Origin of the sequence: Gottfriedia sp. S16(2024), assembly GCF_050473765.1 — a bacterium.
Classification (GTDB): domain Bacteria; phylum Bacillota; class Bacilli; order Bacillales; family Bacillaceae_G; genus Gottfriedia.
Map to the genome: position 1 here is coordinate 4,010,708 of NZ_JBFLUO010000001.1, position 15,697 is coordinate 4,026,404.

Annotated in this window: 15 protein-coding genes; 5 read left to right on the forward strand and 10 right to left on the reverse strand. The window is 31.5% G+C overall.

Annotated elements, in window-relative coordinates; all coding sequences use genetic code 11:
• Positions 1-208: 208 nt before the first annotated feature.
• Positions 209-1,465 carry a cation:dicarboxylate symporter family transporter gene (locus AB1282_RS18945; protein ID WP_056465901.1) on the reverse strand — a complete coding sequence of 419 codons (1,257 nt, stop codon included), beginning with the start codon at positions 1,463-1,465 and terminating at the stop codon, positions 209-211.
• Between the two features lie 644 nt (positions 1,466-2,109).
• Between AB1282_RS18945 and zwf the strand changes: the two genes are divergently transcribed.
• Positions 2,110-3,609, forward strand: coding sequence for a glucose-6-phosphate dehydrogenase (gene zwf / locus AB1282_RS18950; protein ID WP_429899858.1), 1,500 nt, complete (start codon positions 2,110-2,112; stop codon positions 3,607-3,609).
• Positions 3,610-3,678: 69 nt separating this feature from the next.
• Here the strand turns inward: zwf and gndA are convergent, their stop codons facing one another.
• Entirely contained in the window at positions 3,679-5,085 is a 1,407-nt protein-coding gene (gene gndA / locus AB1282_RS18955; protein ID WP_429899860.1) for an NADP-dependent phosphogluconate dehydrogenase, read from the reverse strand.
• 247 nt (positions 5,086-5,332) lie between these two features.
• Between gndA and AB1282_RS18960 the strand changes: the two genes are divergently transcribed.
• Positions 5,333-6,442 carry an AbrB family transcriptional regulator gene (locus AB1282_RS18960; protein WP_429899862.1) on the forward strand — a complete coding sequence of 370 codons (1,110 nt, stop codon included), beginning with the start codon at positions 5,333-5,335 and terminating at the stop codon, positions 6,440-6,442.
• A 214-nt stretch (positions 6,443-6,656) separates the two neighbouring features.
• On the opposite strand, the gene AB1282_RS18965 is transcribed toward AB1282_RS18960, so the two are convergent.
• Both AB1282_RS18965 and AB1282_RS18970 read right to left on the reverse strand, forming a co-directional pair.
• Entirely contained in the window at positions 6,657-7,403 is a 747-nt protein-coding gene (locus tag AB1282_RS18965; RefSeq protein WP_429899864.1) for an SDR family NAD(P)-dependent oxidoreductase, read from the reverse strand.
• A 98-nt stretch (positions 7,404-7,501) separates the two neighbouring features.
• Entirely contained in the window at positions 7,502-7,951 is a 450-nt protein-coding gene (locus AB1282_RS18970) for a MarR family winged helix-turn-helix transcriptional regulator (protein WP_429899866.1), read from the reverse strand.
• A 1,021-nt stretch (positions 7,952-8,972) separates the two neighbouring features.
• Here AB1282_RS18970 and AB1282_RS18975 point away from each other — a divergent pair.
• A complete protein-coding gene (locus AB1282_RS18975; RefSeq protein ID WP_056465927.1) occupies positions 8,973-10,520 on the forward strand; it encodes a bifunctional GNAT family N-acetyltransferase/carbon-nitrogen hydrolase family protein in 1,548 nt (515 codons plus the stop codon).
• Positions 10,521-10,989: 469 nt separating this feature from the next.
• Positions 10,990-11,769: a nitroreductase family protein gene (locus AB1282_RS18980; RefSeq protein WP_056465933.1), complete on the forward strand. Its 780-nt coding sequence runs from the start codon at positions 10,990-10,992 to the stop codon at positions 11,767-11,769.
• A gap of 60 nt (positions 11,770-11,829) precedes the next feature.
• Here the strand turns inward: AB1282_RS18980 and AB1282_RS18985 are convergent, their stop codons facing one another.
• Positions 11,830-12,252, reverse strand: coding sequence for a hypothetical protein (locus AB1282_RS18985; RefSeq protein WP_429899869.1), 423 nt, complete (start codon positions 12,250-12,252; stop codon positions 11,830-11,832).
• Positions 12,253-12,552: 300 nt separating this feature from the next.
• Positions 12,553-13,212, reverse strand: a complete 660-nt coding sequence (locus tag AB1282_RS18990) for a class I SAM-dependent methyltransferase (protein WP_429899871.1) — start codon at positions 13,210-13,212, stop codon at positions 12,553-12,555.
• A 229-nt stretch (positions 13,213-13,441) separates the two neighbouring features.
• Here AB1282_RS18990 and AB1282_RS18995 point away from each other — a divergent pair, with 229 nt between their 5' ends.
• Entirely contained in the window at positions 13,442-14,023 is a 582-nt protein-coding gene (locus AB1282_RS18995; RefSeq protein ID WP_429899873.1) for a TetR/AcrR family transcriptional regulator C-terminal domain-containing protein, read from the forward strand.
• Between the two features lie 155 nt (positions 14,024-14,178).
• Here AB1282_RS18995 and AB1282_RS19000 read toward each other — a convergent pair whose 3' ends face one another.
• The 4 genes from AB1282_RS19000 to AB1282_RS19015 form a co-directional block, all read right to left on the reverse strand.
• Positions 14,179-14,376, reverse strand: a complete 198-nt coding sequence (locus AB1282_RS19000) for a DUF6440 family protein (RefSeq protein ID WP_429899875.1) — start codon at positions 14,374-14,376, stop codon at positions 14,179-14,181.
• Between the two features lie 12 nt (positions 14,377-14,388).
• A complete protein-coding gene (locus AB1282_RS19005; RefSeq protein WP_056467032.1) occupies positions 14,389-14,688 on the reverse strand; it encodes a hypothetical protein in 300 nt (99 codons plus the stop codon).
• A gap of 126 nt (positions 14,689-14,814) precedes the next feature.
• On the reverse strand, positions 14,815-14,982 hold the full coding sequence (locus AB1282_RS19010) for a hypothetical protein (RefSeq protein ID WP_156339587.1): 168 nt from the start codon (positions 14,980-14,982) through the stop codon (positions 14,815-14,817).
• Positions 14,983-15,143: 161 nt separating this feature from the next.
• Entirely contained in the window at positions 15,144-15,476 is a 333-nt protein-coding gene (locus AB1282_RS19015; protein ID WP_429899877.1) for a hypothetical protein, read from the reverse strand.
• Positions 15,477-15,697 lie beyond the last annotated feature (221 nt).

The window sequence follows — 15,697 nt, forward strand, 5'->3', positions numbered from 1 at the left end:
TCCTCCTTAATTGGTTCCCTTCCAAAAGGACGCGTTATTAAAAATTAAACCAAACATAATTAAGAATATTCTATGTTTTTAGACTTTTCCCTTTAAAAAAACTTCTGTAAAATAAGAAAAGCCACAAGGAAATTCTTATTCCTTGTGGCTACTCTTTTAGATAATTCATTTGAGAGTCAAAATTAAACTATTTTTTCTATATTATACGTTACATAGCAACGTTATTATCATTCTTCACCACTTCTGGTTTAAAAGCACCTTCCCATTTAGCAATTACAACTGCTGCTAAAGAGTTACCTACTACGTTTACTGCAGTTCTAGCCATATCTAGAATACGGTCAATACCAGCAATAAATGCTAAACCTTCAACTGGAATACCTGCAGTACCTAATGTTGCTAATAATACAACAAACGAAACGCCTGGTACACCTGCGATACCTTTTGAAGTGACCATTAGAACTAACATTAGTGAAATTTGAGCAGTGATTGATAAATGAATACCATACATTTGAGCGATGAAAATTGCTGCTAATGCTTGATATAAAGTTGATCCATCAAGATTGAATGAGTAACCAGTCGGAATAACGAATGAAGAAATTGATCTTGGTACTCCGAATTTTTCTACTTTTTCCATAATTCTTGGTAAAACTGTTTCAGAACTCGCAGTAGAATATGCCAAGATTAATTCATCTTTAATTAATTTAATAAACTTAAAGATATTAACTCCTACCATTTTAGCTACTAAACCTAATACTACAACGATAAAGAATGCCATTGTTAAATACACAGTTATGACTAATTTTCCTAATGGAATTAAAGATTCTAATCCAAATTTTGAAACTGTAACACCGATTAATGCAAAAACACCAAATGGAGCAAATTTCATAATTTGATTTGTAATGTAAAACATTGTATCAGCTGTTCCTTGGAAAAATGCTAATACAGGCTTTCCTCTTTCTCCCACAGCTGTAATACCAAGACCAAATAGCACTGAGAAAAAGATAATTGCTAACATATTTCCTTCAACAAACGCTGAAAAAATATTCGGCGGTACGATATTTACAAATGTATCTGCAAAACCATGACTTTTCACTTCTTTAGCTGTTTCAACATAAGTATTTATATCAGTTTTGTGAAGAATACTCATATCTACACCAGCGCCTGGTTTAACGATATTCGCTACTAGTAATCCGATTAAAATCGCAACTGTTGTAATAATCTCAAAGTAAAGAATCGTTTTCCCGCCTAAACGGCCAAGTTTTTTCGTGTCACCAACACTAGCAACACCTACAATGATACTTGAAACAACGATTGGTATTACAATCATTTTAATCAGACGTAAAAAGATATCTCCAATTGGTTGTAAATAATCTGCAACCTTTGGATTACCATAAAAAATTGCGCCTACAATGATCCCGATCACAAGACCAATTAATATTTGCCAAGCTAAGCCAATTTTTTTCATAATAAAAGTCCCCCTTGTAGTTGAATTTTGCCAAGTTTTTTAATTTACTAAAAATAACAAAACCATTTAAATTTTTATTAAATGGTTTTAAGCACTACTTGGCTTATTAAGATATCGATGGAACTCTCATAAATTACCCATCATTTCCATAATTTAGTTTTTGATTATATTCAGAATTTACAATCAAAAAAAGTTATAAAAACAGTATAACAGAAATCATTACGATTTCAATTTTACTATATTTTCCAAATGTCGATAAAGGTACATTACAATTCTACTAAAAAACTGAGATTTTGACAAATTCTCCTTGCTGTTTTTTAATTATTTTTTAATTTTTAACCAAATAATTACATATTACTATTTAAAAGAAGAAAAATGTTGCATTATCTATTTCATTTAAAACCTCTTTGTTTACAGGGAATAAGAAGAAAAAAGTTAAATATTATCATGACACTTATTTACGAATCTGTTCGTTTTGTTTATGATATAAGATGAATAATTTGGAAATTTAACTTATTTTTTAATAATTAATGAAAATGCTTTCAAAATATTTTTTTGAAAGTGACTTTACATAATTTGTATAATCAGCCTTGATTATTACTAAAATAAGTTAGAATTTATGTTTAAGAAGTGAGGTAAATTAATTGAAAACTAAAGTAAACCCAAAAGCAGTTATTGTCATTTTTGGAGCAACGGGAGACCTAGCAAAAAGAAAGCTTTTTATTTCAATATATAGATTATTTTTAAGTAAAAAAATTGATGAAGGATTTGCGGTTGTAGGTGTTGGTAGAAGACCTTGGTCAAACGACGAGTTTCGTGAAACAGTTAAAAAATCAATACAATCTATTGCTTCATCTGACTCTGAAATTGAAAGCTTTTTATCTCATTTTTACTACCATCAATTTGAAGTATTAGAACCGTCTTCATATATAGAATTAGGAAATTTACTAACAAACTTGGATAACCATTATTTAATTCCTGGTAACCGTGTTTTCTTCCTAGCTATGGCACCAGAATTTTTCGGAACAATTGCTAAGCAGTTAAAACAGAATGGTTTGGCTGATACAGAAGGTTGGAGCCGAATTGTAATTGAAAAACCATTTGGACATGATCTACCGAGTGCAATTGAATTAAATGATGAAATTCGTGAAGCATTTTCAGAAAGTCAAATCTACCGTATCGACCATTACTTAGGTAAAGAAATGGTTCAAAATATTGAAGTGATCCGTTTTGCGAATGCAATGTTTGAACCACTTTGGAATAATCGATTTATTTCGAATATCCAAATTACATCTAGTGAAATTCTTGGTGTTGAAGACCGTGGTAAGTACTATGAGAATTCTGGAGCTTTAAAGGATATGGTTCAGAATCATATCCTTCAAGTGGCGGCACTACTTGCTATGGAGCCTCCGATTAAATTAACAACTGAAGAAATTCGTAGTGAAAAAGTTAAAGTATTTAAAGCTCTTCGTAAAATTGATGAAAACGAAGTAAAAGATTATTTTGTTCGCGGACAATATGATGCTGGTGTAATTAACGGTGAAGAAGTTCCAGCATATAGAAATGAAAACAATGTTGACCCTGAGTCTCAAACTGAAACATTTGTTGCTGGGAAACTTTTTATCGATAATTTTAGATGGGCTGGTGTACCATTCTATATTCGAACTGGAAAAAGAATGGCTACAAAGTCTACTAAGATTATTGTTCAGTTTTCAGATATACCAATGAACCTTTATTACAATACAAAAGAGACAATGTCTCCAAATTTATTAATTATCCATATTCAACCCGATGAAGGTATTACATTACAATTAAATGCAAAAAGATCTGGCTCAGAAGATGGCTACACAAAGCCAATTCAACTAACATTTAATAATAATTGCGTTGATTGTATTAATACACCAGAAGCATACGAGCGATTAATTTATGATTGTATGTTAGGTGATGGAACAAACTTTACGCATTGGGATGAAGTTAAATATTCTTGGAGCTTTGTAGATGTCATTTCAAAAGCTTGGGATCAAAAATTAGCACCACTCACAAATTATGATTCTGGCTCGATGGGACCAAGTGAGGCTGATACTTTATTGACAGTTGATGGTCATAAATGGTGGCCTGTTTCTGAACGATTAAATGAACATTAAGAACGTTTATATAAAAAAGTTACCCCCACATAATCGAGGGGGTAACTTTTTTATTTTTCGAAAATAAAATTATGTCCACTGAGTATGGAACTTACCTTCTTTATCAATTCGTTCATAAGTATGTGCACCAAAATAATCTCTTTGTGCTTGAATTAAATTAGCAGGAAGTGTTTCAGTACGATAGCTATCAAAATAAGCTAAAGCTGCAGAGAAACATGGAATTGGTACACCAGCTTCAATTGCTACAACGCTAATTTTTCTTAATGCACCTTGATAACTTTCTACGATTTCTTTGAAATATGGATCAAGTAATAAGTTAGAAAGATTAGCATCTAGATCGTAAGCTTCTTTAATTTTTTGTAAGAAAGCCGCGCGAATAATACATCCGCCTCTGAAGATCATAGCAATATCTCCGTATTGTAAATCCCAATTATACTCATCAGATGCAGCTCTTAATTGAGCAAATCCTTGAGCATATGAACAAATTTTGCTCATATAAAGGGCTTTACGCACATCTTCAATAAGTTGCTCTTTATCACCATTATATGTACTTGTTGACGGACCAGTTAATAATTTACTTGCTTTTACTCTCTCATCCTTCATTGCCGAAATGAAACGTGCAAATACAGACTCAGTAATAATAGAAGTTGGAACACCTAAATCTAGTGTGCTTTGACTAGTCCATTTTCCAGTACCTTTTTGTCCTGCTTTATCTAAAATAACATCTACAAGTGGTTTACCTGTTTCTTCGTCTGTTTTAGTGAAGATATCAGCTGTTATTTCAATTAAATAGCTATCAAGCTCGCCCTTATTCCAATCACTAAATACACGGTGCAATTCGTCAGCACTTAAGCCAAGTACATTTTTTAATAAAAAGTATGCTTCTGAGATTAATTGCATATCACCATATTCAATTCCGTTATGGACCATTTTTACGTAATGACCAGCACCATCTGGGCCAATATATGTTGTACAAGGCTCATTATTTACTTTTGCAGCAATCGCTTCAAAAATAGGTTTTACTAGTTCAAATGCTTCTTTTTGACCACCAGGCATAATTGAAGGACCTTTTAAAGCTCCCTCTTCTCCACCTGAAACACCTGTTCCAATAAAATGAATTCCGCTATCAGATAACATTTTGTTTCGTCTTTGCGTGTCTTTATAGTATGTATTTCCACCATCAATTAAAATATCACCTTTATCAAGATGAGGTAATAATTGTTCAATTGTTGAATCAGTTGGTGCTCCTGCTTTTACCATAATCAATATTTTTCTAGGTGTTTCAAGAGAATTTACAAATTCTTCAATTGAAAATGTTCCAACTACATTTTTACCTTCTGCTTCTTTTAAAAATTCTTCTGTTTTTTCAACTGATCGGTTATATACAGAAATTGAGAAACCTCTACTTTCAATATTTAAAGCTAGGTTTTTTCCCATTACTGCTAAACCAATTACGCCTATTTGTTGTTTAGCCAATTCAATTAGTCCTTTCTAATTAAAATTTGCAAGGGTTTTCAAATTAAAAATTGTAAAATATTTACTATCTTTAATATATCCTCTGATTAGTTTTGCTATCCTGTTAAATATTCTAAAGACTAACCGAGCAAAATCCTTGCATACCATAAACTTAAGGTCAATAATGATATTAACATAACGAGCACGATGAATAAATGTAAACATGACCTATATATTAAAATTTTATAATTTGAAAAGAAGTGAAACGATGGTAATAAATTACAAAGATAATAAATGGACTCAGCTTTTATTTACTTTAATTATTGCAATTATTGGTGGATTTTTATTTCAATTATTTAAACTACCAATACCTTGGCTCCTTGGACCAATGTTTTTTGTCCTTATACTTTCTAAAATTAAGGGGGTTAAACTGTATTGGCCAAGTAAAATTCGAGATACAGCCATGATCATAATCGGCTACACAATTGGGCTATCATTTACATCTTCTACGTTTATTCAAATCGGACATCAATTAACTTCTATGATTTTGATGACCTTTCTACTCATCCTTTTTACAATTTCAATTTCAATCATAATTTCTAAAGTATTTAAAATACATTATCCAACTGTTTTATTAGGTAGTATTCCCGGTGGACTAAGTCAAATGATTGCTCTGGCTGAAGAGATTAAAGATATTGACTTTACAATTGTCACTTTCTTACAAATTTCCAGGCTTATGATGATTATTTTTATGGTCCCATTATTAATTTTCAGTCCATTTTTTAATGTACATAAAAGTTCGATTTCAGAAGCTATTCACCATTCTTCGGCAAGCTGGCATGGCTTATTTCCAAACATCATTATTTTTGCTATTTTCTGTACACTACTTGGTGTTTTAGGGAAGAAAATAAATTTTCCAACAGCATTACTTTTAGGTCCAATGATCGCTACAATCATCCTTAATTTATCAGGACTACATGGACCTGCCTTACCTTCTATTATCTTAAACTGTTCCCAGTTAATGATGGGAAGTTACATTGGCTTATTATTAAAACCAGAAAACTTAAATAACAAATTAAAAATTGTTTTAGTTTCAGTCTTAAGTGGAGTTGTTTTATTAACCTTTTCGCTTTTATCAAGTATATTTTTAACACATATTCACACCATTGATCATATCAGTGCCTTATTAAGTTTAGCCCCTGGTGGAATGGATCAAATGGCCTTAATTGCTAAAGAAGTAGACGCAGATATAACTGTCATTATGTGTTACCAACTATTTAGAACGCTATTTATATTTATTGTTGTACCATATTTATTAAGATATATTTTTAGAGCAAGAATACAAGAAAGTAAGGTTAAGCGAGTAAGTAATGAATAAGAAAAGGAAAACCTTTCCTTGCTTTAGTCTGTAGACAAAATACAAAAAACTTGAGTATCAGACTGATTGCAAGCGCTTGTCTTTCGAGGCGCGAAGCCTGGTGAGGAGCGGAGTTACCCTAGATGGTAATGAGCACCGCAGACAGGCGAAGCAACGAAGAAAGCGAGCGTTTGTCAACAGTCTGAAGCAAGGAAAATAAGCTTTCCTTGCTTTTCTATTCTTCATAGATCATTTTTCTAGTCATTCCACCATCAATTATGATATTTTGACCATTAATAAAGTTATTTTCTGGATCAGCTAAATAAATACAAGCTTTAGCTATATCTTCAGGCTTGCCTACTCGATTTGACCAATGTTGAAGATGATCAGTTTCTTTTAATTCTTCTTTCTGGTCAACATGTATCCATCCAGGGCTAATGCAGTTTACTGTTATACCATTTGGCTGAAGCGATGCTGCTAATGAATGGGTAATTGATACACTTCCACCCTTTGAAGCTGCATACGCTTCTGAATTCGGCTCCGACATGATCGCTCTAGTTGATGCCATATTTATTATTCTTCCATTATTATTCATGACTTTAGCAGCTTCTCTTGATGAAATAAAAACGCTTCTCAAATTAGTATTTATTACTTGATCCCATTCATCTGTTGATAAACTTAAAAATGGCTTAAAAGCGGAAATTCCAGCATTATTTATTAAAATATCAAGTCTACCAATTTTGTCAAAGACGGTGCGAATAAGATTTATGATGTCTTCCTCTTTACTAACATCAGTCTTATAGAATATTGCTCTTCCACCATTTTCCTCAATTTGCTTTACAACTCTATTACCTTTTTGTTCATTGATATCAGCTATAAAAACAATTGCTCCTAATTTTCCAAATGCAATTGCAATACCCTCTCCAATTCCATTCGCACCACCTGTAATAATAATTGATTTCCCTTTAAACTTTTCTTCCATATTTTTATACCTCTTCTTACAATTAGTCTATTTTTATTATTTCCAGCCTTAACAAAAAAAGCCGTCAAATGACAGCTTTTAATTCGAATTAAGTTATCTCAATCTTGAGGTTGATTTTTGCTTAATCCTATCTTTTTTAATAAATAGATTAACATATCTTTTTCAGCTGAATTTAGTTGAGAAAATAAGCTATGAATCATTTCGCTATGAGCTGGAAAGATGCAACTAATTACTCTTCTCCCCTCTTCAGTCAAAGCTGCATAGATAACTCGTCGATCTTTTGGACAATGAATGCGTTTAATATATCGCCTTGCCTCTAATTTATCTAATACATACGTCATATTTCCGCTTGAGATTAATATCCTTTTTCCAATTTGTTGGATTGGCTGATCTCCTTTATGATAAAGCAATTCTAAGACTGCAAATTCAGTTAAATTCAAACCAAAACATTTAATATTATTAATAGAAGCATCATTCAAAAATCGATTTGCTTTACAAATTTCAGAAAATAATTGGAGCGAATTAGTTGAAACTTCATTTTGATTCATTTCATTTCAACTCCTTTCAACTATCTTGAATTAAAGATAATTTTAAAGTATTTTTTGAATGTAGTCAATGTCCTAAAATGTGATTAAATACATAATGAAGATTTGTGAGTGTTTTCAGTTTACATAATATTATTATAAAATACAGGTTTAATTCCTTATGAATCTCTTATGAGTAACTACATTTCAGATTCTCACCGTTTTACTTCCTCATGAACCTCTTATGAGTAACTACATTTCAGTTTCTCACCGTTTTACTTCCTCATGAACCTTTTATGAGTAACTACATTTCAGATTCTCACCGTTTTACTTCCTCATGAACCTCTTATGAGTAACTACATTTCAGTTTCTCACCGTTTTACTTCCTCATGAACCTCTTATGAGTAACTACATTTCAGATTCTCACCGTTTTACTTCCTCATGAATCTCTTATGAGTAACTACATTTCAGATTCTCGCTGTTTTACTTCCTCATGAACCTCTTATGAGTAACTATATTTCAGTTTCCCGCTGTTTTATTTCCGCATGAACCTCTTATGAGTAACTACATTTCAGATTCTCACCGTTTTAATTCCTCATGAACCTCTTATGAGTAACTACATTTCAGATTCTCACCGTTTTACTTCCTCTTGAACCTCTTATGAGTAACTATATTTCACGTTTTTGTTTATTTACTTACTCATACCTTTCCAGTTACTAAGAAGAAAAAAGTAATTCGATCGCTCCATACAAAAGGAATACAAATAAAAAGGACATTTTGATTAAAAAATGTCCTTTCTACCTCTATCTTTTACCGATCAATCTCTCAGATTTTACTTTGATTAGCAAGGGCCATTTCTTGACAGGGATAAGACTAAATATGGCTTTTTTTATTTTCATAAAATCTGTTGTAAATAGAAATCTCTTTTTTAGATCATATTGAAAAGGTAAATTGTGGGTATCCTAACTATAAGAATCGGAAATGCCATAGACCTTTTATGCTGGACCCTTAGTAAGTGAGACATTTATATTTAGGACGTGAGATTATGTCAGAGACAGATATGTCAAAATACGAAAAGAAAATTGAAGTTCGAAATATACGTATGGAAGATATTAGTGAAATTATGAAGTTATCAAACCGTTGTTTTCCTGGCATGGAAGGATGGAAACGCGAACAGTTAGAAAGTCATATTCGCATTTTTCCTGAAGGTCAGTTTTGCGTTGAGTATGAGGATAAAATTATTGGTTCTTGTTCAAGTTTAATGGTTGATTTTGACGAATATGATGATCAGCACACTTGGAACGTCATAACTGATAATGGTTATATTACAAATCATGATCCGAATGGGTTTAATTTATATGGAATTGAAGTAATGGTTGATCCTGAATACCGTCGTATGAAAATTGGCCATCGTCTTTACGAAGCACGAAAGGAATTGGCTCGACAGCTAAATCTTCAAAGCATTATCATTGGTGGTCGAATCCCAAATTATCATAAACATAGAGATGAAATGTCACCACGTGAGTATGTATCAGCAGTAGAGAAACATAGTATTTATGATCCTGTTTTGTCATTCCAGTTGATGGAAGGTTTTACAATTAAACGAATTAATACACGGTACCTTCCGGATGATAAAGCGTCAGATTCCTTTGCCACTTTGATGGAATGGAGTAATATTGACTATCTGCCAAAATCTAAACGTGTTTATCGAGCTTCATTCCCAGTTCGCATATGCGCAATTCAATACATGATGAAAAAAATCGATTCATTCTCTGATTTTACAAAGCAAATCGAGTATTATGTTGACGTCGCCGCTGACTTCGGTTCGGACTTTGCTGTTTTCCCAGAGTTGTTTACAACACAATTGATGTCCTTTCTAGAAGAAAAACGCCCCGATCAGGCTGTTCGTAGGCTTGCAACATATACTGAGCAATACATCGAACTTTTTACAGAACTTGCTGTACGTTACAATGTCAATATTATCGGGGGATCTCATTTCGTTGAGGAAGATGGCAATATCTACAATGTTGCGTATTTATTTAGACGCGATGGTACGATTGAAAAGCAATTAAAAATTCACGCAACTCCTAATGAGCGAAAATGGTGGGGAATTTCAGAAGGTAACGAAATCCATGTATTTGATACAGATTGTGGAAAAATCGCTATTCAAATATGCTATGATATCGAGTTTCCAGAACTTGCTCGTATTGCCGTTGATCAAGGAGCAAATATTATTTTCGTTCCATTTTGTACGGATGATCGTCAAGGGTATCTTCGTGTTCGTTATTGTGCTCAAGCAAGAGCGATTGAGAACCAAGTATATACTTGTATCGCAGGAACAGTTGGAAACTTAACACATGTAGAGAACATGGACATTCAATATGCACAATCTGGTATTTTCTCCCCTTCTGATTTTGGGTTTGCAAGAGATGGTATTGTTGGTGAATGTGATGCAAATGTTGATACTGTCGTAGTCGGAGATGTAGACCTTGAAAAATTAAGACGTTCTCGAAATACGGGATCAGTTCGTCAATTACGCGATCGACGTCGTGATTTATATCGAATTGAATTTAAGAATTTAAAGTTAGAATAATGAACTTAGTTGATAATTAACACTAAAAACTAAAAAAAAGAAAATTAAGCTCAGTCTAAAATAGGATGCTGAGCTTAATTTATTTTCTATTTTATTAAATTTATATGTGTTAGAAATAGGCTACAAATTGTAAAGATTGATGAAATGTAAAACGAAAATGGAACTTTAAAATATTTCCGTTTCTACTATATTCTACCAATTTTGTTAGATTCATTTATTTTTAACAACTACTACTCTGTAATTTTTTGACATTTTTAGACAATATACTATTCTAAAATAATATTAAACTGAGTAATTTTCCCTAAAATTTATTGAAAAGTACAAATTTGTGTACGGTAACGTTTTTTTATGATATGTTTACTTTATAATTTGATTATTCAGAAATAATTACAAATTTAAATAATATGTCGACTTTTGTATATTTCTTATTATTTCTAATGAAATCTTTTTAATATGAGGAGTGAAAGTTTTGGAATTTAACGATGTTTTACACGGGCACAGATCAATTCGAGAATACGAGGATAAGGAAGTAAGTCAAGAACTGCTAGATCAAATATTAGATGCAGGTATTCGTGCTTCATCAAGTGGCAATATGCAATCTTATTCGATTATTGTCACAAAAGACAAAGAGATTAGAAAAAAATTATATTCTGCTCATATGGAGCAATCAATGGTTATTGATGCCCCTATTCTTTTAACTTTTTGTGTGGATTTTAATCGAATGAGAAAATGGCTTACGCTTAATGATGCACCTGTACATTTTGATAATTTTATGAGCTTTATGATTGGTGCCATTGATGCTACATTGGCATCACAAAACTGTGCATTAGCAGCTGAGAATGCTGGCCTTGGTCTATGTTATATGGGCTCTACACTTGCAAATTGTAATCAAATTGGAGAGATTCTTAACTTACCACCAAATGTCGTTCCAATTGTAGGTTATTCATTAGGCTATCCTAAAGAAAACCCTGCATTACGTGACCGACTTCCAAGAAATGGTCTAGTTCATTATGAACAATATAATGATTATTCAGATGAAGATATTCTTGAAATCTATAAAGAAAGAAATGAAAAAGGTTGGCAACGTTATATGGACGTTCCAAAGCTTAAAGAAATGACTGAAAAACTAGGATTAAAGAATTTAGCTCAAATTTATACAATCGCAAAGTATACACAAGAATCTCACCATGAATATTCTCAAACAGTTCTAGAATATTTAGAGAAACAAAATTTTATGAATAATAAATGATTATTAACAATAAAAAAGTCGATTTCCTTTGAGGAATCGACTTTTTATATTGTTCTAAGATTAAGTTAATAATTGATCCTTTATTGGTTGTAATCTTTTGAATTTTTTATTGTAAGATTGTCTCTCTAACAATTCCTCAACTAATTTTATGGCATCTTCTTTTCGGTTTGCTTTTACATAACATTCAATTATTACTTTATATTGTTCATCATAAGGAATTTTCTCTTGTTTAACTAGCTCAAAAGCTTGATCGAAGCTGTTGGTAGCATTTTTATAATCATTTAAATAAGAATAAGTTCCACCATTACCCACAAGTAATTCTGCACGTTGTAAATCAGTTAGTGATTGTAAATTCAGACCTTCTGTTCTTACTTGAAGAGCTTTTTCATATTCTTTTCTTTCATCATAATTAAAAGCCTCGTTATGGAAGTGCTCAAATTTTGTTAATTTTTTTCTAGACTTTTTTATTTTTAGTATAATCACAATTATAAATAAATCGATGAATATTTAAATAGAATCAAAAACTAGATTTTGTAGTGTATACGTTCCCCAAGCCTTATATACTAAATGAATGAGATCCCATATTAGCTTGAAATACAAAATATATAGAAGAAATTTTCTCAAACAGGTCCCAACTTTCTATAATTATCTATATTTATTATAACAATCTAGAATTTAAATGGGGAATTTTAACAAAAATTCTTCAACTTACATGCCAAAATATTCTTTAAGATTAATAGTCTTGAAACTCGAATACTTATATAATTCAATTAATAAACATTATCATTTATAAAGATAAACATATAAACTGATACCTTCTTGCTTAATGTTATAATTCTTAAATTCAGTTTCATTTATTAACATCTCAAAATTTTCTTTTGTATACGCACCTTTTTTCAAGAAAGTTTTAAATGCAAATTTTACATAATACTTATCAAAACCATTCATTTCAGTTTTTCTTATTTCACCTTCAATATCTTCAGCAGTTGCATTATAATTCATATCGATAATAAGCGACGTTCCACCCGGTTTTAATACCCTATACATTTCTGATAGTGCTTTGACTGGATCCATAAAGTTCTTAAATGCTGCACTGCAAACAATAAAATCAAATGTGTTATCATCACAAGGTAGATTTGATGCATTACCTTCTTTAAAATCTACTAAAACATTTGCTTCCTTCGCATTATTTTTTTCGATGCTAACAAAATCTGGACTTAACTCTACTCCTGTAACATCAAAGCCCATTTTCGCTAGTTCAATAGACAAATATCCTGGTCCAGGTGCTACTTCTAAAATTCTTGCTCCCTCTTTAACTAAAGATTTAATTTCGTTTGCGTATTCTTGCATTTGTGTCAAACGACTTTTTCGTGAGTTTTTGTCATACCATTTTGCTGTATATCCGTAAATTCCAATATCTTTTTTCTTACGCATATTTTTCATCATCATATCCACCCGATCTCTTTTTTTATATTATCACTCATTGTTCAAGTCTTATATTTAAATTTATTTGATTTAACTAGTAGGTAATTTGTTTGAACTTTAAACTAATTTATATTTTTAGTACAATAAGAGAACAAAACGTCTAACAACGTTAGTTATCTAACATCGTTAGATTAACATCTAACACTGTTAGAGTCAATGGCAATTATTAAATTTTTGGAGAGATTTTATGGCTATAACGAAAGAAGCAATTGTAAAAGCATCCCTTGATATTTTAAATCGTGACGGAATCAGTAATTTATCGATGCGCACATTGGCAAAGGAACTTGAGATCAAAGCCGCATCCTTATATTGGCATATTAAAGATAAACAAGCTTTGTATGATTTAATTGCTGAGCACTTAAATAATGAAATTGTCCTACCTGAAGGATTGGATGATGCTAAGGAAGCTTTAACAGCTCTAGCATTTGAAGTTCGAAGAGTTCTATTAAAGACACGAGATGCAGTAGATGTTTTTGCGCAGTCTATGCCAACTACACCAAGCAGATTAAAAGCAGTCAAATTCACTTTAGAGAATTTGACTAAATACGGGGTATCTGATCAAAACTGTCTTGTTGCGGGTAACCTATTTAACAATTATGTATTATCTTTTGTAGCAGACGAACATCGTGCAAAACAGTTCACATACACTCATGAAGAAATAACTGCATTTACTTCATTTTTTGGTGAACAGTATCATTATAGTTTTGACTTTGAAGAACAATTTCTATATGGATTAAAGGTAATATTCGCTGGATTACATACTGAATAAATTCAAAAAATCACATCATACTTTCGATGTGACTTTTTGAAATAGTATTTAGAATTGACATCAAATTTTAATACGATAACTTTCTTTGAAAACGTTGGTTTATAAAATAATATGCACTCCTCTGAAATGAAAAAGAGCTGATTCATAATCAGCTCTTACTCCTTTTCGCTCTTTTCCTTTATAACCGGTTGCCCGTCCTTATCCAATAATGGAGTGAGCCCTCCAGCATAGCCATGCCAACTAAATAAATATTGTATTCCTGTCTCTTTATCTTCTATTATTTTTACGCCAGAGGTCATTTTCGCTTCTTTATAAGTTACATTAAATCTAGTATCCAAATCTTTTTCGGACATATGTATTCCTCCTTAATCAAAGCGTACTGTATCAAAACCATCCATTATATCTTCTAATTCAGTTAAAAAATTTAATTGGACTGGACCAGGAATTTGTTCCAACCACTTTTTAACTTCAGGTAACTCTTCTGCATCTTCAATATTTGTTGGTTTTGGATCAAGCGTTTCCCACCATTTCTTCAATTCATCAATAAATTCATAGAAATAGCGTTCAAATCTTTCTGCCCATTCTGCTCCTTCATCATCAGTCGTTTTTTGCATCATGCTCCAAGCTTCCATTGCTGTTTCAAAGTATTCATCAATCTTTTTCATGCTATTTTCCTTTCTTGGTAAAAATACTACTTTCTCTATTATATTAACTTTTTCAAGCTTTAACTTCATTTGGAAATAGAATTAATTGGGTGTATTTTTTTTCCATACAACAACCACACTTGTGATTTAAAATCTTGGTCGATCATTGTTATGTGTCTGTCTAGTAATTTCTTCATGCAATTTTTGACTTTCCGTTTTATCTGGTGCTTTAGTTCCGAATTTTTTTTGCATAAAGAAACCAAATGCAATTGCGACAACTATAAATCCCCAAAATAAATAACCAAAAAGTGTCAATTCAACCCCTCCAATAATTTAAAGATATTTTCTTCTACTTTCTTGGTAATTTACTCATGAACCATTTTTTAATTAGATCTTTTATCTTCTTGATTTTTAAATAAAAAAATCGACGAGAAGTCGATCTTTTTATATAGCTAATCAAATAATTTTGTTTCTGATTATTTTACAAACCTATTAAATAATTCAATTAATCCAGGAAGTAACATCAATACTATTGAGCAATAAACTAAAAGTCCAGTGACTTTATTCGTTAATTTCTCCTTACCTTTCCCATTGTACCATCCACTGAATTGGAATTTGTTTCGATATAAGACAAATATTAAAATAAGGATTCCAAACGAACTCCACCATCCCGAATTAGATAGATTCACACCTATTTCTGTGTATACTACTGATAAAACTGTTGAAAATAAAGCACCTAATACCCCAAAGATTACTATAATTCTAATCAATTCTAATATTAATCCCATTGAAGCTGATATTGTTTTCATTTAAAGCCTCCATAAATGATTTAATTGCTTTTTAGAATAGTTCCCATCTAATAAATATTCGATATTTGGTAATTTTCACCTTTTTTATTCTATTTATGAGACCAATATCTTAACGTTTTCGGTAAAAATTAAATGTAACATACGAAGTATACCCGAATAATAACTCCATTTTAGCATTAGCTTTAAATTTTCAAAACTTGCAATATGAATTTTCAGCGGAA

Bases quoted from the DNA above. Each gene is read 5' to 3' on its own strand.
- AB1282_RS18945 (WP_056465901.1), bottom strand. From the start codon at position 1,465: ATGAAAAAAATTGGCTTAGCTTGGCAAATATTAATTGGTCTTGTGATC.
- AB1282_RS18960 (WP_429899862.1), top strand. From the start codon at position 5,333: ATGGTAATAAATTACAAAGATAATAAATGGACTCAGCTTTTATTTACT.
- AB1282_RS18965 (WP_429899864.1), bottom strand. From the start codon at position 7,403: ATGGAAGAAAAGTTTAAAGGGAAATCAATTATTATTACAGGTGGTGCG.
- AB1282_RS18970 (WP_429899866.1), bottom strand. From the start codon at position 7,951: ATGAATCAAAATGAAGTTTCAACTAATTCGCTCCAATTATTTTCTGAA.
- AB1282_RS18975 (WP_056465927.1), top strand. From the start codon at position 8,973: ATGTCAGAGACAGATATGTCAAAATACGAAAAGAAAATTGAAGTTCGA.
- AB1282_RS18990 (WP_429899871.1), bottom strand. From the start codon at position 13,212: ATGAAAAATATGCGTAAGAAAAAAGATATTGGAATTTACGGATATACA.
- AB1282_RS18995 (WP_429899873.1), top strand. From the start codon at position 13,442: ATGGCTATAACGAAAGAAGCAATTGTAAAAGCATCCCTTGATATTTTA.
- AB1282_RS19000 (WP_429899875.1), bottom strand. From the start codon at position 14,376: ATGTCCGAAAAAGATTTGGATACTAGATTTAATGTAACTTATAAAGAA.
- AB1282_RS19005 (WP_056467032.1), bottom strand. From the start codon at position 14,688: ATGAAAAAGATTGATGAATACTTTGAAACAGCAATGGAAGCTTGGAGC.
- AB1282_RS19015 (WP_429899877.1), bottom strand. From the start codon at position 15,476: ATGAAAACAATATCAGCTTCAATGGGATTAATATTAGAATTGATTAGA.